Source organism: Pseudarthrobacter cellobiosi, assembly GCF_023913755.1.
GTDB lineage: Bacteria > Actinomycetota > Actinomycetes > Actinomycetales > Micrococcaceae > Arthrobacter > Arthrobacter cellobiosi.
This window is the reverse complement of sequence record NZ_JAMXBJ010000045.1, coordinates 85,923-105,882: the sequence shown is the minus strand read 5'-3', so window position 1 is coordinate 105,882 and position 19,960 is coordinate 85,923. Positions and strand designations below refer to the sequence as shown.

Genomic DNA, 19,960 nt, shown 5'->3' with positions numbered 1-19,960 from the left:
TCGGGATTGACAGTGAGTGATTCGGCCCGCACCCCGCTCCACCGGGAGGACAGCCTCCCAGTGGATAACCAGCGTGTCCTGAGCGGCCGCTACGAACTCGGCGGAATCATCGGCCGCGGGGGGATGGCGGATGTCCACCGCGGAGTGGATACCCGGCTTGGCCGGACCGTTGCTATCAAGCTTCTCCGCCCGGATATGGCCCGTGATCCGCAGTTCCAGGCGCGCTTCAAACGGGAAGCGCAGTCCGTGGCGGCGCTGAACCATCCGTCCATCGTAGCCATTTACGACACGGGCGAACATGCGGTTCCGGATGGCTCGGAGGACAGTGTCCGGGTGCCCTACATCGTGATGGAGTTTGTTGAGGGCCGGACCATCCGCGACCTGATCCGGGCCAAGGAAGTCAGCATTGACCAGGCCATCGACTTCTGCCTGGGCGTGCTTTCTGCCCTTGAATACAGCCACAAGGCGGGCATCGTCCACCGGGACATCAAACCTGCCAACGTGATGTACTGCGAAGGCTCCAATTCCGTGAAGGTCATGGACTTCGGGATTGCCCGGGCAATCGCCGATTCATCCGCCACCATGACGCAGACCCAGGCCGTGGTGGGCACTGCCCAGTACCTCTCGCCCGAGCAAGCCCGGGGCGAAACAGTGGATGCGCGCAGCGACCTCTACTCCGCAGCGTGCCTGCTGTACGAAATGCTCACCGCCCGCCCGCCCTTTATTGGTGACAGCCCCGTGTCCGTGGCGTACCAGCACGTCAGGGAAATCCCGGAGCCCGCGAGCAGCGTGAACCCGGAGGTCTCGGCCGCCCTGGACAGTGTCCTGGCCAAGGCTCTGCAGAAGAACCGGGCGGACCGTTTCCAGGACGCGGCCGCCTTCCGGCGTGCGCTGCGCGCAGCCCGGGCGGGCGTGTCCGTGCCCGCGCTGGCCGCAACCGAAGCCCCCACCGATCCCAATGACCACGTCCCGACGCCGGAACGCCCGCCCGTGACAGAGGCGTTCGGGCTCACCGGAGCCGGCTTCCTGGACGATGACCCCACCGGCCGGCAGCGCAACGCGGACGACACCCGAACTGACGGCGTACCGGTCATGGCGGCCGCCACCCTGGGACAGTCGGATGTCGATGAACTGCCCTTGGGCTTCGCTCCGGAACGTGAGCGGACCGCCCGGCAGAAGTCCCGTCGTCGTACGTGGATTGCCACGCTGGTGATCTTCACCCTGCTGGTTCTTGGCGGCGGCGGTCTCTGGCTGTACAACGTCGTGAACCAGCCCGCTCCAGCGCCGCCCAAGGTGGCGGTCCCGGCGGTGGCGGCCCTGACGGAGTCGGCGGCCCTGCAGGAACTTTATGGTGCCAACCTGCGGCCGCAGATCAAACGGAACAAGCACGAGACCATACCCAGCGGGACGGCCATCGGCACTGACCCGGTGGCCGGAACCTCGCTTGACCCCAATGCGGAGGTGATCCTGAATATCTCTGAAGGCCCAAGCGCCGTCAGGATTCCGGAGAACCTTCCGGGCCAGACAGAAGCCGCGGCACGGGACATCCTGCGCCAGGCAGGACTCGTGGGAGCCCCTTCCACCACCACAGCCAACAGCTCCACCGTTCCCGGTGGCAGGGTGATTACCACCAGCCCGGCACCGGGCCAGATGGTGGGGGTGGGCACCACAGTGGAGATCGTGATTTCCACCGGCAAGGTGTCCATGCCTGAACTGCGCGGCCGCACGCGTGCCGAGGCGGAAACGGCGCTGAAGGAACTGGGCCTGGTCCCAAACGTCCAGGAAGTGGAGAACTCCGAGGTGGAGGCGGGCCGGGTCACGGATCAAAGTGACCCCGTGAATGCCGCCGTCGATCAGGGCAAGACGATCAATATTGTGGTGGCCAAGGAACCGGCCCCGCCGCCATCGCCATCGCCTACGGCCACGCCGACACCCACTAAAAAGGGCTGAACCCCACTCGCTCCTTAAAGCAACGCGGGGTCAGTTCGCGCCCATGTTCCCCTCCGGCATGGGCGCGAAGTGACCCTCGTTGTTCGTGTGAGCCGGTCAGTGCTGGATGAGCGGGCTCAGCGTGGCGGCACGGGCGGCGGCTCCCGCCATTCCCAGGGACTCGAGCCAGTTGCCCAGCATCTGGTAGCCACCTTCGGTCAGGACCGACTCCGGGTGGAACTGCACTCCGCACAGCGGTGCTGTGCGGTGCTGCAGGCCCATCACGACGCCGGTCGCGGTCTCGGCGGTGATCTCCAGGAGGTCGGGGATGGTGCCCCTTACCGCTGCCAGCGAGTGGTAGCGCGTCGCTGTCACGGGGGAGGGGAGCCCCGCGAAGACGCTGGTGCCGTTGTGCTCCACCAGCGAGGTCTTGCCGTGCATCAGCTCCGGCGCGTGGGTCACTGTGCCGCCATAGGCTTCGGCCAGGGCCTGATGGCCCAGGCACACACCGAACATCGGCTTGTTGTTCGCGCCGCACCACTTGATCAACTCAATGCACACGCCCGCCTCGGCGGGGTTTCCCGGACCGGGTGAGATGAGGACGCCGTCGCGCGTTTGTGCCATCTCGATGGCTTCAGCGAGGGTCACGTCGTCGTTGCGGACAACGGTGGTCTCGGCGCCGAGTTCCTGGAGATAGCCCACCAGGGTGTAAACGAAGCTGTCGTAGTTGTCTACGACCAGGATTTTGGTTGTGGTCATGGCTGGCTTGCAGAACCAATCGTTGAGTCGGTGAATGCGGTGAACCCGGACATCCATGGGAACAGGAACTGAACCATCAGGATCAGTGCGCCGGCGATGAGCACCAGCGACGTGAGGATCCGCAGCCAGAGGGGGCCCGGCAGGTGGCGGAAAATCCAGCCGTACATACTCAGTTTCCCCCCACCGCTGCGGCCACCTGGGCGGCGATCTCGGCTGGCGGGCCCGCCGAGGCAGGCTGCCAGCTGTCCAGCAGCGCGTAGGCGATGATGCGTTCCTCGGCGCCGAAGCGCGGATTGCAACTGGTCATGGTGAGGAAGCTTTCGGTGGGAGTGACGCCGGGGCGGGTGGGGACCGGTTCCAGGACATCGGTCCGGGAAGGCATCACAATCTGGTTGTTGCGGAAGACGTAGATGTAGTAGCCGTCCTTGGTCTGGACGTAGATTTTGTCCCCAGGGACAAGGGTGTGGATATTGTCCAGGACGGCACCGTGGGTCTGCCGGTGGCCGGCCACAGCGAAGTTGCCGACGGCGCCGGGCATGGCCGTGTTGGCGTAATGGCCGAGCCCCAGCGTATCCAGGACATCCCCGGTGGTTCCTTGCACGATGGGCCGGGTGTAGTTGGTGCCAAACCGTGGGATGTACATGATGCCGATGGTGCCGGCATGGCCTGGCGCCGCGGAAACGGCCGGGGTGCCGTAATCCACGGGTGCCGCCGATGGGCCCGGTTCCGGGCTTGCAGGCACTGCGCCGCCCAGCCCCTGGGCGAATTCCTTGATGACCGCGCTCTGCTTGGCGTCGGATTCGATGTTGGTCCACCACAGCTGCCAGCCCACAAAGAGCAGGAGGATAATGCCGGCCGTAATGAGCAGTTCGCCGAGCACCTGCACTGTGCCACGCAGAATGGAAGCGCGGGCGGGCGCCGCACGGGCGGGCCGCGTAGCGGCGCGCCTCGCCTTCTCCTGCACTACCACGCGTTCTCCTCCGGGGTGGCCGCGATGGGCGTTTGCGTGCCCTGAACTACGGCTAGAATTGACTGCTAGTAAGAATCCAGATTTGACCAAGATCTCGCAGACCGCTGGCAACTTCCTTCTTGCAGGATATCAAGCCCGCGGCGCCGAGCTTGCTCCAGTCCGCCAAGGAGAGCACGTGCCCGAGTCAAAGCCTCGCAAGAAGACTTCCAGCGCCGCGCAGCCCGCTTCCGGGGCACAGGCGTATAAGCCCAACGCTGTTTGGTTCAAGCCGGTGATGTTCGGCCTGATGATCATCGGGCTCTTCTGGATCATCACGTTCTACATCAGCGAGGGCCGGTTCCCTGTCCAGGCCTGGGAGTCGTGGAACATCGTGGCCGGCTTCGGCATTGCCATCATCGGCTTCCTGATGACCACGCGCTGGCGTTCCTGAACCTGACCGCAGAACCCGCATGACTCCCGCGGCCGCCGCCCAGCCCCTAAACGAGGGTGTGGACGGAACTGTCCTGGGCGACGACGGCCTCGCCCGTCCGCCGTGGGCCGCCGTGGATCCGCTGTTGCGCGAGTACTACGACTCCGAATGGGGCCTGCCCGTCCGGGACGAACAAGGCCTGTACGAGCGCATCTGCCTTGAGGGCTTCCAGGCAGGTCTCTCGTGGGCAACGATCCTCCGGAAGCGCCCTGCCTTCCGTCAGGCTTTCCTCGACTTCCAGCCGGACGCTGTTGCCGCTTTTACGGAAGCGGATGTTGAGCGCCTGCTCCAGGATCCCGGCATCGTCCGCAACCGGCTCAAGATCCGTGCCGCCATCACCAATGCCCGGGCCACCATCGCGCTGCGCGAGCGGGAAGGCCTGGTTGACTTCGTCTGGCAGTTCCAGCCCCGGACCACTCCCCAGCCGGTCACGCACGCGGAGATCCCCACGCAGTCACCGGAATCAGTAGCGCTGTCCAAGGCGCTGCGGACGCAGGGATTCTCGTTCGTTGGCCCCACCACCATATTCGCGCTGATGGAAGCCATCGGCATGGTGGACACCCATCTTCTGGACAGCCACCGGCGCGGATCCTCAGGCGTCTGGACCTGCTGACCTGCCGCTCCGGGGAGATCTGACCGGACGCTCCGCCGGAGCCTGTTGTCCACAGCTGTTGGGAAAGTTATCCACAATGTGCATAACTTTCCCGGCTCCGGAAGCGACAGCCGCCCGTGCAGGCCATGGCGCACGGGACCGGATCCAAAGCGCTCGACGGACAGTTATTAACAGTGTGGATTGGCTGTGGATAATTCACACTGACCCGACCATGGCGTCCTTGGTGTCACCACCCAGGGGCACACCCAGCAGTCCGCTAAAGGCCCGGGGTAATCTAAAGGCCCGGGGTAATCTCAGTTGTCCTACCCGGGCCCCGGGTGGTCCGGTGCCGGCCCGGTCAGCGATCCCGGCGGACCGGATGGTGGCTGGTGATGGACACCCGGTTAAAGGCGTTCAGGGTGATCACCAGCCAGCTGACCGCAGAAAATTCATCCGCACTGAGGTGCTGACGGGCATATCCTTCCTCACGCTGGCGGGCCCGGTGGTCCGGCAGTTCGGTGATGCATTCGGCCAGGGCCAGGGCCGCCCGCTCCTTGTCCGTGAACAGGGCCGTCTCGCGCCAGGCCGGCAGGACAGCAAGCCGCTGGTGCCTCTCCCCGGCCTCCACGGCGTCCCGCACATGCATGTCGAGACAAAAGGCGCAGCCGTTGATCTGGGAGATCCGCACGTTGAGCAGCTCTATGGTCTTGCGGTCAATCCCGGCCGCGTCGGCGGCTTCGCGCACTTTCAACCCCAGACCGTTGAGAGCGCACCATACCGCAGGGTGCTGCTTGTCGAGGTAGATGTGCTGGGTTGTTGCGGTGGCGCTCAAGGCGGTCCTCCTGGCTGGAAGCTTGTTGGGTCCGATGCTGCGTACGAACACCCTCGCACACACACGTGTTATCCACTTACTAACACTGAACTACCCACAAGTTATCCACAGTTGTGGATAACATTCCACAGGGCGGCCCGAGCGGACCCCTCAGGTGCCCCAGTCGGGGAAACACTGAAGGTTAACTACATGTCTGTAAGTTGTTAACACTGTGAATAACCCTGTTGATACTGGCAGGCCGGATCCCCTCCTGTGGGCCCCCTACTCGGGAAATGGCCAAGATATCCACAGGTCGGGTTCAAATGGCGTGTTTTTCCACTTAACCACAGGCGCATCCCCATATGTTTTCCACAATTGTGGACAACAGGATGATCAAATCCGGCAAAAGGGCGGACGTGCGGGAGCAAGGGGCCCATCGAAATCCTGAACTACACCCGTGTAAGTTACCAACAGTGTGGATAACCCCTGTGGATAACGTAGGCGCCGTCGTCATGGCCTGACGCGGACCACGGGCTGCTCACACGCCGGGACGCACCCAGCAAATGAACGGCGGCGCGGTGCGGAGGACTCACGAGGCACAGAAAGACCCCGGTGTCCGTTGGGACACCGGGGTCTAAGTGGTCTGTTGGAGCTGGGCCCGAGGACCCGGACGGTCAACCGGCCGTGACGCGGAGCCAGCTCGCCAGGGCCAGCAGGAGAACGACGGCGACCAGTCCGGCCGCGTGCAGCAGGCCCTGCCGTGGGCCCTGCCGTGGGCCCCGGGGCGTGTATGCAATCACGGCAGCGCAAAGGGCGCCTGTGACGAGCCCGCCCAGGTGCGCCTGCCAGGCGATCTGGGGGACCACAAATCCGATCACGCCGTTGATGGCGATCAGGACCCACAGTTGCCGCGTATCCCCGCCGCGGTGCCGCTGTACCAGCAGCATCGCCCCGAAGAGTCCAAAGATCGCCCCCGAGGCGCCCACCACTCCGGCAAGAGGCACGCCAGGCACGTAGCCGGGGGTCAGCAAGAGATAGCCGACAGACCCTCCGATGGCAGAGATGAGATACAACGCCAGGAAGCGGACCCGGCCCAGAAGCGGTTCGAGTGCCTGGCCGAAAATCCACAGCATGTACATGTTCAGCACAATGTGGAGGATGAATCCCTGGGAGTGAAGGAACGCCGCCGTCAGCATCCGCCACGGTTCGAACTCACCAAATTCGGGAGTGGCAAAAACATTGGCGAATGCCAGGTTCTGGTAGATCCACTCGCCGGGGACCACCCATTGCAGAACGTACATCACCGCGCACAGGGCGATAATTCCAAACGTCACAACGGGTTTGCCGGTTGCCACGGCGCCGCCGTAGACAGTCTTGACCGCCGGCGTCGTGCGCTTTGTTTCGTTGACGCAGTCAACACACTGGAATCCGACGGCGGCCGCCCGCTGGCAGTCCGGGCACGCTGGGCGGCCGCAGCGCTGGCAGCGCACATAGGAAGGCCGGTCCGGGTGCCTGGGGCACACCGGAACCTGCGCGGACGGCTCAGCCGCCGGAATTCCGTAGCTCATGTGATGGGTTAGAGCTGCTCGATGTCGATGCTGTTGATGGTGACGTCCTCAACCGGGCGGTCGCCCATGCCGGTGCGGACGCCCTCGATGGCGTCGACGACCTTCTTGGAGTCCTCGTCAGCAACCTCGCCGAAGATGCTGTGCTTGCCCTGCAGCCAGTCGGTGGGGATGGTGGTGATGAAGAACTGCGAACCGTTGGTGCCCTTGCCCGCCTGGATGCCGGCGTTGGCCATGGCCAGCTTGTACGGGGCGTTGAAGCTGAGTTCGGGGTGGATCTCGTCGTCGAACTTGTAGCCAGGTCCGCCCACGCCGCGGCCCAGCGGATCGCCGGCCTGGATCATGAAGTCCTTGATGATGCGGTGGAAGATGGTGCCGTCATACAGCGGCGTGCCAGTCTTGTCCTCACCGGTCTCGGGGTGGGTCCAGGCCTGCTCCCCGGTGGCCAGGCCAACGAAGTTCTTGACCGTCTTCGGCGCATGGTTGCCGAAGAGATTAACGACGATGTCGCCGAGGCTGGTGTGGATGGTTGCTTTTGCAGTTGCGATTGCAGTCATGCCGCCTATTCTTTCACGGCAGGTCAACGTGGAAGGGGCAGTACCGGCAGTTCCGCGCTGGGTGAAATCAGCTGTAAATCCGCGGGAAGAATAGCCGGTGCAGGTCAAGGCACGTAGGCTAACAACAGAACCGTCACATTAATCGGGAGGTAGTTGTGAAGAAATCGGATCGTATTGCCCGTGACCTTGAACAGTCAGTCAACAGCGCAGTTGAGAGCGCCAAGGACTGGGCATCCCCCCGCGTGGAAGCAGCAGTGGATTGGGCAGTTCCCCGCCTGCAGCATGGCCTGGACACCGCCTCTCCCATGATTCAGGAAGGGCTCAAGACCGCGGCCCACAACCTTGCCGACGGTGTTGCAACAGTGACACCGCGCATCCAGGAGGGGCTGGCCCAGCTCGCCCCGAAAATCCACGACGCCGTTGAGGTCGCCACTCCGCGCCTGTACGAAGCCCTGGACAAGGCCGCTCCCGTTATCCAGAACGCCCGGGACCGCGTGGTGGTGGAATACCTGCCGCGCCTTTCGGACCAGATCGGCCACGCGTCCGACGCCGTGCACCGCACCTTGGAAAGCGCGCCGTCCCACGTGGACGCCGTCGCCCAGCGGCTTGCCGATTCCGGCGTAGTGCATTCCCTCCAGGAGCAGGCACAGACGGCCGGCACGCAGCTCAAGGCCGCCGCGCACGAAGCCGGTAAGGCCGTAGGGGTCCAGATCGCCCAGCCGCAGAAGCCCAAGAAGCGCGGCTGGCTGGTATTCGGCATCATCGCCGCAGCCGTCGCCGCCGGCGTCGCCGCCTGGAAGGCCTCCAAGCCCGTGGAAGACCCGTGGAAGACCCCTTCGCCTGTCACCCCCACTCCGGCGCCGGTTCCTGCCACCACCGTGAACGACGCCAAGGACACGGCCGGGGACGCAGCCAGCAAGGCTGCAGCCGCCACCGCTTCGGCCGCTGACGCCGTGGCCGGCCAGGCAGAGGATGTTGCCGCGGATGCGGAGGACGCGACCGAGAAGGCCAAGCACGTCGCCGATGAATCGGCAGACGCAGCAGCCAAGGCGTCCACCGATGCCAAGACCGCCATAAAGAACATTGCGGCCAACATGAACGGTTCCACGGACAAGAGCAGCAACTAGCACTTCCGGCGCCGTCGCGCCGTCCATTGAAGGGGCTCCGCCTGGTGCGGGGCCCTTTCAGTGTTTTCCCAGTGTTTGTCCGGGCTGGACCCAGTCGCTGGCAGGACAAATCCCGATCGGTGCTAAATTTGAACTGATGTCAGCCGATAAATCCTCTGGGGATGCCTTGAACGACGCAGCACAGCTGCCGTGCGTGTCCATTGTCATCCCGGCCTACAACGAGGAAAGTGTCATCCGGCAGTGTCTCATCGCTGCGGTGTACCAGTCGATGCCGGCCCACGAAATCATCGTGGTGGACAACCTCTCCACTGACCGCACCGCCGCCATCGTGGCGCAGATGCAGCTGGAGTATCCGGAAAGTCCCATCATCCTGCTCAGCCAGGACCGGGACCAGGGCCTGATTCCCACCCGAAATTTTGGCCTCAACCATGCCACCGGAGACGTCCTGGGTCGCATTGACGCCGATTCGGTTGTCGAGCCGGACTGGGTGGAGCAGGTCCAGAAGGCCTTTTTTGATCCGTCAGTCCAGGCAGCCACCGGACCGGTGGTCTACTACGACATGCCGATGCGGCGGTTCGGGCTCAAGGCAGACGACAAGATGCGTCAGCTGATGCTCAAGCTCGCCAAGCACCAGTACCATTTCCTGTTCGGCTCCAACATGGCCCTGCGGGCTACGGCATGGGAAACCATCCGGGACGAAACCTGCCGGGACGAGAAGGACGAGATGCACGAGGACATCGACCTCTCCCTGCACCTCGCTGACCACGAACTCAAGGTCCAGTACTGGCCCCAGATGGTATCCGGGATGTCCGCCCGCCGGCTCGAGGATTCACCGCGGGACTACCGGTATTACGTGACCCGCTTCGACCGCACGTACAAGGCGCACAACGTCAAGAAAATGGCCCTCAAGGCACCCATGGTGGTGTTCTTCTCGGTCTATTTCCCGGCGAAGCTCCTGCGGGCCATCCACACGGTCAATACCGCCCAGCCTGTCCGCCGCGGCGGACAATAGGCCCGCTTCACGGACCTTGCCCGGCCTCAGTCCGTTCCGAGCTCAGCCAGGCGGTCCGACGGCGGTTCATCCCCACGCGCGGCAGAGCCTTCGCGCCGTTTCCTGAATCCCGACCGCTGTCCCAGAACCACGACGGCGAGGCCCACGAGGATGAGCCCCAGCCCGCCGTAGGTGCCTGCCGGCAGGGTCTCGTGCAGGAAGACCGCGGCCAGCACGGCTGCGCCGGGGATCTCCAGCAGGATGATCATCGACACCAGCAGCGGGCTCATGGTGGCCAGCAGGTGATTGAAGGCTGTGTGGCCCACCAGTTGGGCACACACGGTGATGGCCAGGATCCCCACCCAGCCAACGGCGTCGAACCCCACCAGCGGCTGGCCGCTGAAGAGCGCCAGCACCGCCACAAAGGCCGCGCACATCCCGTAGCAGAGCGTGGTGTACGTTCCCGTGGTCATGGTCTGGCGGGCCTTGCCGCCGGCGAGCGTGTAGAGGCCGGCCAGGGCCCCGCCAGCGACAGCCAGCAGGTCACCCATGAGCGCGTCCGGCGAGGATCCCATGTCGAACCCGGTGATGGTGACAACACCACCAAAGGCGATCCCCAGCCCTGCCAGCACCTGCCAGCGGTGCCTGGTGCCACGGAAGAGCTGGAAGACCGCGATCCACGCCGACTGCAGGCAGACCAGGGCGGTGGCGGCAGCTACGGAGGTGAGCTGGAGGGACGTGATGAAGCAGGCAAAGTGCAGGGCCAGGGCGACGGCGGCGAGCAGCGACCAGCGGAACTCGGGACCGGTGATCCGGCCGAACTGCCGGGGTTCGCGGACCAGGGTGGGAGTGGCCATGACGGCAGCCCCGATGGCGTTGCGCCAGAAGGCGATGGCGAGGGCACTGACGGTGGTGGCACCGAGGGTCGCGGCGATCAACGGCCCGGACGACGCCACGCCCAGGACGCCCACGGCCGCAAGAAGAAAGTTCACCGTTCAACCCTACTGTTCTGCATTTAACGAAAAAGTCCCGGACAGCCTTTCGGCTGTCCGGGACTTCCTTATGGTGGAGGCACGGGGACTCGAACCCCGAACCCCCTGCTTGCAAAGCAGGTGCGCTACCAATTGCGCCATGCCCCCATAAGAAGCAACCCGTCAATCATACCCTAGAACCGTGGAGCCTTTTGCAAGCTCCCGGTCCGGGAATCCGGCCTATTCGACCTTGTCGGTCGACTGGCTCCAGACTGTTTTCCGGGCCTCGGATTCCTGTGCTTTCCTATAGAGCAGGACGCCTGCGATCGCAGCTGCAAGTACCAGCAACTTCTTCACATGCTCCCCGTTCCGGTCCTGCCTGCCGTGAAGCAAACTGAACCTTCCTTCGAACCTGCACAGGTTCCGTGGGCGTACCAGGACTTGAACCTGGGACCTCTTCGTTATCAGCGAAGCGCTCTAACCGCCTGAGCTATACGCCCCGATGCCTCATCGGGCCGAGACATGACTTTACAGCACATCCCGGCCCGATCTCAAATCGAGGCATTTCGCCGGAGAAATTCCGGTGAAATCATGGGTTTTCAGTCGTCCGTGAGGGTGACGCCGATGCCGCCAACAAGCGTTGCGGAGATGTTGTAAAGCACCGCTGACAGCATGGACAGCGCCGTCAGCAGGACAACGTTCACCACGGCGATGATCGTGGCAAAGGAAGCCACCTGGCCCAGGGATGCGACCTTCTTCAGTTCGAACCCGCCGCCTTCGGAGCCTGCCAGGGTGCCCAGGAGGCTGTCCACCTGGTCAAAGATTCCGGTGAGGTCCAGGACAGTCCATAGGACGATGGCGGCCACCACGGTGACGATTCCCAGCGCCACCGACAGGAGGAATGCCATCTTCAGGACAGACCAGGGATCCACCTTGCTGACCAGCAGCCGTGCACGCCTTACCTTGGCCTTGGGTGCAGGCTTGACCAGGCCGGGCTGGCCCTGCACTGGGCGCTGGCTGGTCTGTGCTGCCGCCGGCCTGCCCTGTCCGGCACGCTGGCCGGTCTGGCCTGCCGGAACCCGATCCTGCGCAGGGCGCTGGCCGGGAACGGCCGGCCGCTGCCCCGGCGCGCCCGTAGGGGCTGGTGGGCGCTGCTGCGGACGGACGGGGGCGTTCACCCGGGGTGCGGGCGCGGGCGGCGGCGTTCCGCCGGGGACATTGCTGCTCGGCTTGGGATATGAGTCGGGATTACTCACTCGTTACCTCCGGTGTAGTCTTCGTTCGGCTCAGCGTCGCCGGAGGCGTCCTCTGACTCAACAGCCGGTGATGTTTCTGCCGTTGTTGCTGACCCTGCGGATCCCTCGGGGGACCCGGCCTCTTCAGCCAACGTTACGTCATCGTCCACGGATTCTTCGCCCTCGAGGCCGCGTTCGCTGTTCCTGGCCACCTCAATGATGCGGTCATTCTTGTCCGGCTTCGCGAAGATAACACCCATGGTGTCGCGGCCCTTGGCAGGTACGCCGGCCACGGATGAACGGACAACCTTGCCGCCTTCCATGACCACCAGGACCTCGTCTTCTTCCTGGACAATCAGGGCGCCCACAAGGTGGCCCCGTTCCTCCTGGTACTTGCCCACCTTGATGCCCAGGCCGCCGCGGCCCTGCAGGCGGTATTCCTCCACCGCGGTGCGCTTGGCGTACCCGCCTTCGGTGACCACAAAGACGAACGAACCGTCCGTGACGACGTCGGCCGCCAGCAGTTCATCGTCCTCGCGGAACTTCATGCCCGTGACACCGGACGTGGCCCGGCCCATGGGACGCAGGGCATCGTCGGTGGCGGTGAAGCGGATGGACTGGCCCATGCGGGACACCAGCATGAGGTCATCCGTTTCGGAGACCAGCTGGGCGGAAACCAGCTCGTCCTCGTCCCGCAGGTTGATCGCGATGACGCCGGCGGAACGGTTGGTGTCGTAGTCCTCCAGCCGGGTCTTCTTGACCAGTCCCCGCTTGGTGGCCAGCACCAGGTATGGGGCCTGCTGGTAGTCCCTGATGTCCAGGACCTGGGCGATGTGCTCGTCCGGCTGGAAGGCCATCAGGTTGGCGACGTGCTGGCCCTTGGCATCACGGCCGGCCTCCACCAGTTCGTACGCCTTCGCCCGGTAGACCCGGCCGAGGTTGGTGAAGAAGAGCAGCCAGTGGTGGGTGGTAGTCACGAAGAAATGCTCCACCACGTCGTCGCCGCGGAGCTGGGCGCCCTTGATGCCCTTGCCGCCGCGCTGCTGCGACCGGTAGTTGTCGCTGCGCGTGCGCTTGACGTAACCGCCGCGGGTAATGGTGACAACCATTTCCTCTTCGGGGATCAGGTCCTCCATGGACATGTCGCCGTCGAAGCCCATCAGGATCTTGGTGCGGCGGTCATCACCGTGCTTGGCCACGATTTCGCCCAGCTCGGTGCTGATGATTTCGCGCTGGCGTTCCTCGGAGGAAAGGATCGAGTTGTACTCGGCGATCAGGGCCTCAAGTTCGGAATGGCGGTCCTGGATCTTCTGGCGTTCCAGGGCTGCCAGGCGGCGCAGCTGCATGTCCAGGATGGCCCGGGCCTGCAGTTCGTCGATGTCCAGCAGCTGCATCAGTCCGTCGCGCGCGGCTTCGGTGGTGTTGGACGCACGGATGAGCGCAATGACTTCGTCCAGCGCGTCCAGTGCCTTCAGGAGGGCACGCAGGATGTGCGCCTCTTCCTCGGCTTTGCGCAGGCGGTAGCGGGTACGGCGCGCAATGACGTCCAGCTGGTGCGTTACCCAATGGCGGATGAAGGCGTCCAGGCTCAACGTGCGCGGCACCCCGTCCACGATGGCCAGCATGTTGGCGGAGAAGTTGCTCTGCAGGTCGGTGTGCTTGTACAGGTTGTTCAGCACCACCTTGGCCACGGCGTCGCGCTTGAGCACAATGACCAGCCGCTGGCCGGTGCGGCCGGAGGTCTCGTCGCGGAGGTCCGCAATGCCGGAGATCTTCCCGTCCTTGACCAGTTCGGCGATCTTGATGGCCAGGTTATCCGGGTTGGCCTGGTAGGGCAGTTCGGTGACAACCAGGCACGTACGGCCCTGGAGTTCCTCGACGTTGACCACGGCGCGCATGGTCACGGAGCCGCGGCCCGTCCGGTACGCGTCCTCAATGCCCCTGTGGCCGAGAATAGTCGCGCCGGTGGGGAAATCGGGACCCTTGATACGGAGCAGCAGCTCTTCGAGCAGTTCCTCGCGGCTGGCCGTCGGATTTGCCAGGTACCACTGGACGCCGTCAGCTACTTCGCGGAGGTTGTGTGGCGGAATGTTGGTGGCCATGCCCACGGCAATGCCGGAGGAGCCGTTGACCAGCAGGTTGGGGAAACGGGCCGGCAGGATGGTGGGTTCCTGGTTCTTGCCGTCGTAGTTGTCCTGGAAGTCGACGGTTTCCTCGTCGATGTCCCGGACCATCTCCATGGCCAGCTGGGACATTTTCGTTTCGGTGTACCGCGGGGCGGCGGCACCGTCATTGCCCGGCGAACCGAAGTTGCCCTGGCCCAGGGCCAGCGGGTACCGCATGGTCCAGTCCTGGATCAGGCGGACCAGCGCATCATAGATCGCGGTGTCGCCGTGGGGGTGGTACTGGCCCATGACCTCGCCCACCACACGGGCGCACTTGTTGAAGGACCGTTCCGGCCGGTAACCGCCGTCGAACATTGCGTACAGCACGCGGCGGTGCACGGGCTTGAGGCCATCGCGCACGTCGGGAAGAGCACGGCCCACAATAACGGCCATGGCGTAGTCCAGGTACGAGCGCTGCATTTCCGTCTGCAGGTCCACCTGCTCCACGCGGTCAACCAGCACGTCGCCTTCAAGAACGGTTTCCGGAAGATCGGCGGATTCCGCCGGGTTCTCGGGTGTCTCGTCACTCATCGTTTATATTTTCCGTTTCAGGTATATGTCGGACTTGGAATATCTACTCGGTGAACCGGTCAGATATCCAGGAACCTGACGTCCTTGGCGTTCTGCTGGATGAAGTTTCGGCGGGACTCCACGTCTTCGCCCATCAGTGTGGAGAAGGTCTGGTCCGCTGCCAGGGCATCGTCCATGGTGACCTGCAGGAGGGTCCGGTGGTCCGGGTCCATGGTGGTGTCCCACAGCTCGGTATAGTCCATCTCGCCCAGGCCCTTGTAGCGCTGGATGCCGTTGTCCTTCGGAATACGGCGGCCGGCGGCCTGCCCGGACAGGAGCTTGGCATCGCGCTGCTTGTCGCTGAAGACGTAGTCGTGCGGTGCGTTGGACCACTTGATCCGGTACAGCGGGGGCTGCGCCAGGTACACGTAGCCGTTTTCGATCAGCGGGCGCATGTAGCGGAACAGCAGCGTCATGAGCAGCGTGGTGATGTGCTGGCCGTCAACGTCGGCATCGGCCATCAGCACAATCTTGTGGTACCGGAGCTTGCTGAGGTCGAAGTCCTCGCCGATGCCGGTGCCGAACGCGGTGATCATGGACTGGACCTCGGTGTTGCCCAGGGCCTTGTCCAGCCGGGCCCGCTCCACGTTCAGGATCTTGCCGCGCAGCGGCAGGATGGCCTGGGTTTCAGGGTTGCGGCCTCGCTTGGCGGAACCGCCGGCGGAGTCGCCCTCCACGATGTACACCTCGCAGCGGGCGGGGTCCTTCGAGGAACAGTCTGACAGCTTGCCGGGCATCCCGAAGGATTCCAGCGGGCTCTTGCGGCGCGCATTGTCACGGGCCTTCCGGGCGGCCATCCGGGCCTGGGCCGCGGAGATGGCCTTGCGGATGACATCGCGGGCGGGGCCGGGGTTGCGTTCCAGCCAGTCGCCCAGGCCGTCGGTGACAACGCGCTGGACGAAGCCCTTGACCTCGGAGTTGCCGAGCTTGGTCTTGGTCTGGCCCTCGAACTGCGGCTCGGCCAGCTTCACGGAGATGACCGCCGTGAGGCCTTCACGGATATCGTCACCGGTGAGGTTGTCGTCCTTTTCCTTGATGATGCTCTTCTCCCGCGCGTAGCGGTTGATGAGGGAGGTCATCGCGGCGCGGAAACCCTCTTCGTGGGTGCCGCCCTCGTGGGTGTTGATGGTGTTGGCATAGGTGTGGACGCTTTCGGAATACGCGTTGGTCCACTGCATCGCCATTTCCAGCGCGATGTGCCGCTCCGTGTCCTCGGTTTCGAAGGAAATGACGTCTTCGTGGACGACATCAACCTTCTTGCCGGAGTTCAGGTGCTTCACATAGTCCAGCAGGCCGTCGTCGTACTGGTACACCACGGTGCGGTGCTCAGCGGTGACTTCACCTTCGGTAACCACGACGTCAAGGTTGAGGTCCTCATTGGCGTCCGCGTTCGACGCTGCGGTGCGCTCGTCCGTGAGCGTGATCCGCAGGCCCTTGTTCAGGAAGGCCATCTGCTGGAAGCGGGCGCGGAGCGTCTCGAAATCAAATTCAGTGGATTCGAAGATTCCCGCGTCCGGGTAGAAGGTCTGGGTGGTGCCGGTGGTGGCGCTTTCTTCCCCCTTGACCAGCCCGCCCTGGGGCTTGCCGCCGTCGGCGAAGGACATCCGCCAGACGTTGCCCTGCCGCCGGACTTCAGTGTCCACCCTGCTGGAGAGCGCGTTCACCACGGAGATACCCACACCGTGGAGGCCGCCCGAGACTGCGTAACCGCCGCCGCCGAACTTGCCGCCCGCGTGCAGGATGGTCATAACCACTTCAACGGTGGGCTTGTGCTCGGTGGGATGCATGTCCACCGGAATTCCGCGGCCATCATCAACAACTTTGACGCCGCCGTCGGCCTGCAGGACTATTTCGATGTGCGTGCAGTACCCGGCCAGCGCCTCGTCCACAGAGTTGTCCACCACTTCATAGACCAGGTGGTGCAGGCCGCGCGGCCCGGTGGAGCCGATATACATGCCCGGGCGTTTCCGGACGGCTTCGAGGCCCTCAAGTACGGTGATGTCGCTTGCGCCGTATTCCCGGGGTGTCACGGCCTCCGCCGGCGTATCGGGGGTAGGGACGTCCTCCGTTGCGCGGTCCACTGCCTGGGTATCTGTATTGTCGTTAGCCACAGGTGCTGTCGACTCCTCTTTTTCGATGATGGCCGGCGGCGGCCTTCCAGGGGAAAGCATCCGCCAACAGGCACAAGCTGATGGCGCTGACGGATACGTCGACGTGCAGGACCGAAGTCCGCCTGCGGAGAGCGTGCGGAAAACGGACTCAGTCAACGTTTCACCGGCGCCCAGTTATCTGCTGTGATTCTATCGTGAAATGGGCCGCAAACCCGCATTCCGGCGGGCGTCGCGGGACCTTGATGTGCCGATGCGAGGCCATTGACCCCGCCTAGGGCGCTCTCGAGGTCCCGTCTCCGGGTTCCTATACGCCCCAAGGGCGTTAGCCCGCCCTACACGCCGCCGGACGAATATTCAAGAGTCGACGGCGGCGGCTAACCGTAGGTATCGCGCGGCCCGCGGCCGTTGACGGTACGTCCGCCCTTGCGCCAGCTGGGTGCTGACGGGCCGAGCACCTGGATGCTGGTGACCACGCCATCGCCCAGTTCCGTGCGGAACTTCTCCAGCAGGCTGTTGCTCAGCAGCCGCAGCTGCGTGGACCAGGCCGTCGAGTCGCAGCGCACGTGAAGGGTGGTATCGGTGAAACTCTCCGGGGTGCAGTGCGCTGAGATCTCCGGGCCAACCAGCGTGGCCCACTCTGCCATGACCGACCCCACCGCTACCGGCGAGCTCCAGCCGCGTTCGGCCACGAGGCGTCCTACCACTTTGCCAAGCCCCAGCGGATCACGGCCGGTGGAATGGAACTGGCTGAAACCGCGGGTATCCCGGATCCCACCCTTTGTCTTGGCGGCGCCGGCCTTGGGGGGTGCCTTCCGGCGGATTTCGCCGCGTGCGGCCGCGGCCTCACGCATGCGGTTCAGCGCAGCCTGCGGCGCGTCTATGTTGTCAGGATCCCGGCCGGGCTGCAGCCCGCCCTTTTCATCCTTATTCATCGATTCCTCCCGGGATGACCTTCACCCGCCGGCCGGAGAGTTCCTCCGGGATATCGGCGTCGACAGCGGCGGTTACCAGGACCTGTTCCGCGCCGGAGACTATTGCCGCCAGTTTACGCCGGCGCTGCACATCCAGCTCGGCGAAAACGTCGTCGAGGATGAGGATCGGTGCAGACCCGCCGGTCCTCGCGTCATCGAGCATGACGTAATAGGAAGCGAGCCGGAGGGAGAGGCACATGGACCAGGTCTCGCCATGCGAGGCATATCCCTTGGCAGGCGCTTCGCCGAGGATCAGTTCCAGCTCATCCCGGTGCGGCCCCACCAAGGAGATTCCGCGTTCAAGTTCCTTGCGGCGGGAGGCTGCAAAGGCCTGGACATAGCGCCCGGTGAGGTCCTCAACGGTGAGGTTCCGCAGATCTTCGGCAGCGGCGGACCCATCCACCATCAAACCGGCGCCGGCACCCGCTGCTGCGCCGCCGTCGTCGTCCATCAGGTTTTGCAGGGTGGACCGGTAGACGGCGTTGGCCTCCTTGGAGCCATCCGTGAGCTGGGCATATGCCTTGGCCAGATGCGGGCGCAGCAGTTCCACCAGCGCCAGCCGTGCGTGCAGCAGCTCGGCGCCTGCCCGGGCCATGTGCTGGTCCCAGACATCGAGGGTGGCCTCATGGCCGGCAGTGAATTTTCCGGCCCGGGCGGATTTGAGCAGGGCGTTGCGCTGCTTCAGGACACGGTCATAGTCCGTGCGGGTCGCCGAGTGCCGGGGCATAAGGCTGACCAGCAGCTCGTCGAGGAACCGGCGGCGGTTGGACGGATCTCCCTTGACAAGCGCCAGGTCCTCGGGGGCGAAAAGCACCGTCTGGCAAATCCCCAGGAGATCCCTGGCCCGGACGGGATTGCTGCGGTTGATCCGCCCCCGGTTGGCGCGGCTGGCGTTGATCTCAAGTTCCAGGACCGTGGTCTGCCCGCCACGGACCAGGCGGGCCCGGACCAGCGCACGGTCCTTGCCGAACCGCAGCAGTGGGGCGTCGGAGCTGACCCTGTGCGAGCTGAGCGTGGCCAGGTATCCGATGGCCTCCATGAGGTTGGTTTTGCCGATGCCGTTTGCCCCGACGAGCACGGTCACCCCCGGTTCGAGGGGAAGGTCAACCTGGGCGTAGCTGCGGAAGTCAGTGAGCGAGAGGTGTTCTAGGTACACGCGGTGTTCGACAATTCTCGGAACCCGCGGGTCCCGGGGTGGATGTTACTTGGCGGGACGGGTGGCATGCCCGCCGAACTGGTGGCGCAGCGCTGAAACCATTTTCATCGCGGGCGAGTTTTCTTCGCGGGAGGAAAAGCGTGCGAAGAGTGCAGCGGTGATGGCCGGCGCGGGAACAGCGTTGGCGATGGCTTCCTCAACGGTCCAGCGTCCCTCGCCCGAGTCCTCGACGTAGTCATCAATGGATTCGAGTCCAGGGTCCTCGTCCAGCGCCTTGACCATGAGGTCCAGCAGCCAGGACCGGACCACGGTGCCCTTTTGCCAGGCGCGGAACGTACCGGGCAGGTCGTCAACAATGTCCTTGGCGGCCAGCAGTTCGTAGCCTTCGGCGTACGCCTGCATCAGGCCGTATTCGATGCCGTTGTGGACCATCTTGGCGTAGTGTCCGGCACCGATTCCGCCGACGTGGACAAAGCTGTCTGCCCGCTCGCCTTCGGGGCGGAGTACATCAAAAACCGGCAGGGCCCGCTCTATATCGGCAGCGTCGCCGCCGGCCATGAGTCCGTACCCGTTCTGGAGGCCCCACACTCCGCCCGAAACACCGCAGTCGGCGAAGCGGATGCCCTTCTCAGCCAGCGCGGCACCATGTTTTTGGTCCTCGGTGAAGCGGGAGTTGCCGCCGTCGATCACCAGGTCGCCGGCGTCGAGCTTGTTCCCGAGTTCGGTGACGACGGCATCGGTGATGTCGCCTGACGGGACCATGACCCAGATCAGTCGCGGGGCCGGAACGGCCGCAATGAGCTCATCCACGGACGTAACATCGGTGACCTCGGGATTGCGGTCAAAGCCGGTGACCTCAATGCCGCCCTTTCGCAGGCGTTCGCGCATGTTGAAACCCATTTTGCCAAGGCCGATCAGTCCAATATGCACGTGGGTCTCTTTTCTGCGCGGGGTTGGCTGTTGCTGAACTGGTCAGCCCAACTAGGTCGCACTAAGTGTCGTTATGAGCGC

General features: G+C 64.4%; 19 protein-coding genes and 2 tRNA genes. 5 read left to right on the top strand and 16 right to left on the bottom strand.

Annotated elements, in window-relative coordinates; all coding sequences use genetic code 11:
- The first annotated feature begins 12 nt into the window (after positions 1-12).
- Positions 13-1,950 (top strand): Stk1 family PASTA domain-containing Ser/Thr kinase, encoded by a 1,938-nt coding sequence (gene pknB, locus NG696_RS11815; RefSeq protein ID WP_308291969.1) that lies wholly within the window; start codon positions 13-15, stop codon positions 1,948-1,950.
- Positions 1,951-2,046: 96 nt separating this feature from the next.
- On the opposite strand, the gene NG696_RS11810 is transcribed toward pknB, so the two are convergent.
- Genes NG696_RS11810 through NG696_RS11800 form a run of 3 tightly spaced genes read right to left on the bottom strand, consistent with a single transcriptional unit; the run spans position 2,047 to position 3,658 of the window.
- Positions 2,047-2,688 carry an anthranilate synthase component II gene (locus NG696_RS11810; RefSeq protein ID WP_252564289.1) on the bottom strand — a complete coding sequence of 214 codons (642 nt, stop codon included), beginning with the start codon at positions 2,686-2,688 and terminating at the stop codon, positions 2,047-2,049.
- Positions 2,685-2,855 (bottom strand): hypothetical protein, encoded by a 171-nt coding sequence (locus tag NG696_RS11805; RefSeq protein ID WP_167349826.1) that lies wholly within the window; start codon positions 2,853-2,855, stop codon positions 2,685-2,687. Before NG696_RS11805 ends, NG696_RS11810 begins: the two co-directional genes overlap by 4 nt.
- Before the next feature lie 2 nt (positions 2,856-2,857).
- Complete coding sequence (locus tag NG696_RS11800) at positions 2,858-3,658, bottom strand: class E sortase (RefSeq protein WP_252564291.1); 801 nt, start codon at positions 3,656-3,658, stop codon at positions 2,858-2,860.
- A gap of 175 nt (positions 3,659-3,833) precedes the next feature.
- Here NG696_RS11800 and NG696_RS11795 point away from each other — a divergent pair, with 175 nt between their 5' ends.
- The gene (locus NG696_RS11795) at positions 3,834-4,088 is read left to right on the top strand and encodes a cell division protein CrgA (protein ID WP_056342777.1); all 255 of its coding nucleotides are present in this window, start codon (positions 3,834-3,836) and stop codon (positions 4,086-4,088) included.
- 19 nt (positions 4,089-4,107) lie between these two features.
- Positions 4,108-4,740 carry a DNA-3-methyladenine glycosylase I gene (locus NG696_RS11790; RefSeq protein ID WP_252564292.1) on the top strand — a complete coding sequence of 211 codons (633 nt, stop codon included), beginning with the start codon at positions 4,108-4,110 and terminating at the stop codon, positions 4,738-4,740.
- A gap of 337 nt (positions 4,741-5,077) precedes the next feature.
- Here NG696_RS11790 and NG696_RS11785 read toward each other — a convergent pair whose 3' ends face one another.
- From NG696_RS11785 to NG696_RS11775, 3 genes are all read right to left on the bottom strand, one after another.
- Entirely contained in the window at positions 5,078-5,551 is a 474-nt protein-coding gene (locus tag NG696_RS11785; protein WP_252564294.1) for a carboxymuconolactone decarboxylase family protein, read from the bottom strand.
- Between the two features lie 653 nt (positions 5,552-6,204).
- A complete protein-coding gene (locus NG696_RS11780) occupies positions 6,205-7,098 on the bottom strand; it encodes a rhomboid family intramembrane serine protease (RefSeq protein WP_252575468.1) in 894 nt (297 codons plus the stop codon).
- Positions 7,099-7,106: 8 nt separating this feature from the next.
- Positions 7,107-7,652, bottom strand: a complete 546-nt coding sequence (locus NG696_RS11775; protein ID WP_141138883.1) for a peptidylprolyl isomerase — start codon at positions 7,650-7,652, stop codon at positions 7,107-7,109.
- A 155-nt stretch (positions 7,653-7,807) separates the two neighbouring features.
- On the opposite strand from NG696_RS11775, the gene NG696_RS11770 reads away from it, so the two are divergent.
- Both NG696_RS11770 and NG696_RS11765 read left to right on the top strand, forming a co-directional pair.
- Entirely contained in the window at positions 7,808-8,779 is a 972-nt protein-coding gene (locus tag NG696_RS11770) for a hypothetical protein (RefSeq protein WP_252564297.1), read from the top strand.
- A 136-nt stretch (positions 8,780-8,915) separates the two neighbouring features.
- Positions 8,916-9,791, top strand: a complete 876-nt coding sequence (locus NG696_RS11765; RefSeq protein WP_252564299.1) for a glycosyltransferase family 2 protein — start codon at positions 8,916-8,918, stop codon at positions 9,789-9,791.
- A 26-nt stretch (positions 9,792-9,817) separates the two neighbouring features.
- Here the strand turns inward: NG696_RS11765 and NG696_RS11760 are convergent, their stop codons facing one another.
- The 10 genes from NG696_RS11760 to gnd all read right to left on the bottom strand — a co-directional run bounded on the left by NG696_RS11760 (position 9,818) and on the right by gnd (position 19,879).
- Positions 9,818-10,762 carry a DMT family transporter gene (locus NG696_RS11760; RefSeq protein WP_252575467.1) on the bottom strand — a complete coding sequence of 315 codons (945 nt, stop codon included), beginning with the start codon at positions 10,760-10,762 and terminating at the stop codon, positions 9,818-9,820.
- Positions 10,763-10,833: 71 nt separating this feature from the next.
- Positions 10,834-10,909, bottom strand: a tRNA-Ala gene (locus tag NG696_RS11755).
- Between the two features lie 72 nt (positions 10,910-10,981).
- The gene (locus NG696_RS11750) at positions 10,982-11,098 is read right to left on the bottom strand and encodes a DLW-39 family protein (protein ID WP_210412373.1); all 117 of its coding nucleotides are present in this window, start codon (positions 11,096-11,098) and stop codon (positions 10,982-10,984) included.
- A 69-nt stretch (positions 11,099-11,167) separates the two neighbouring features.
- Positions 11,168-11,241 (bottom strand) — tRNA-Ile (locus NG696_RS11745).
- A gap of 99 nt (positions 11,242-11,340) precedes the next feature.
- Positions 11,341-11,997 carry a DUF3566 domain-containing protein gene (locus tag NG696_RS11740; protein WP_252575466.1) on the bottom strand — a complete coding sequence of 219 codons (657 nt, stop codon included), beginning with the start codon at positions 11,995-11,997 and terminating at the stop codon, positions 11,341-11,343.
- Positions 11,994-14,672, bottom strand: coding sequence for a DNA gyrase subunit A (gyrA, locus tag NG696_RS11735; RefSeq protein WP_252564304.1), 2,679 nt, complete (start codon positions 14,670-14,672; stop codon positions 11,994-11,996). Before gyrA ends, NG696_RS11740 begins: the two co-directional genes overlap by 4 nt.
- Before the next feature lie 59 nt (positions 14,673-14,731).
- Positions 14,732-16,822: a DNA topoisomerase (ATP-hydrolyzing) subunit B gene (gyrB, locus tag NG696_RS11730; RefSeq protein WP_104060341.1), complete on the bottom strand. Its 2,091-nt coding sequence runs from the start codon at positions 16,820-16,822 to the stop codon at positions 14,732-14,734.
- A 374-nt stretch (positions 16,823-17,196) separates the two neighbouring features.
- On the bottom strand, positions 17,197-17,754 hold the full coding sequence (locus NG696_RS11725; RefSeq protein WP_056342749.1) for a DciA family protein: 558 nt from the start codon (positions 17,752-17,754) through the stop codon (positions 17,197-17,199).
- Positions 17,747-18,949, bottom strand: a complete 1,203-nt coding sequence (recF, locus tag NG696_RS11720; RefSeq protein ID WP_252564311.1) for a DNA replication/repair protein RecF — start codon at positions 18,947-18,949, stop codon at positions 17,747-17,749. The genes NG696_RS11725 and recF overlap by 8 nt, the downstream gene beginning before the upstream one ends.
- 45 nt (positions 18,950-18,994) lie before the next feature.
- The gene (gene gnd, locus NG696_RS11715; RefSeq protein WP_252575464.1) at positions 18,995-19,879 is read right to left on the bottom strand and encodes a phosphogluconate dehydrogenase (NAD(+)-dependent, decarboxylating); all 885 of its coding nucleotides are present in this window, start codon (positions 19,877-19,879) and stop codon (positions 18,995-18,997) included.
- Positions 19,880-19,960: the final 81 nt, after the last annotated feature.

Bases quoted from the DNA above. Each gene is read 5' to 3' on its own strand.
- NG696_RS11780 (WP_252575468.1), bottom strand. From the start codon at position 7,098: ATGAGCTACGGAATTCCGGCGGCTGAGCCGTCCGCGCAGGTTCCGGTG.
- NG696_RS11725 (WP_056342749.1), bottom strand. From the start codon at position 17,754: ATGAATAAGGATGAAAAGGGCGGGCTGCAGCCCGGCCGGGATCCTGAC.
- NG696_RS11765 (WP_252564299.1), top strand. From the start codon at position 8,916: ATGTCAGCCGATAAATCCTCTGGGGATGCCTTGAACGACGCAGCACAG.
- NG696_RS11790 (WP_252564292.1), top strand. From the start codon at position 4,108: ATGACTCCCGCGGCCGCCGCCCAGCCCCTAAACGAGGGTGTGGACGGA.
- gyrA (WP_252564304.1), bottom strand. From the start codon at position 14,672: ATGAGTGACGAGACACCCGAGAACCCGGCGGAATCCGCCGATCTTCCG.
- NG696_RS11805 (WP_167349826.1), bottom strand. From the start codon at position 2,855: ATGTACGGCTGGATTTTCCGCCACCTGCCGGGCCCCCTCTGGCTGCGG.
- NG696_RS11775 (WP_141138883.1), bottom strand. From the start codon at position 7,652: ATGACTGCAATCGCAACTGCAAAAGCAACCATCCACACCAGCCTCGGC.
- NG696_RS11810 (WP_252564289.1), bottom strand. From the start codon at position 2,688: ATGACCACAACCAAAATCCTGGTCGTAGACAACTACGACAGCTTCGTT.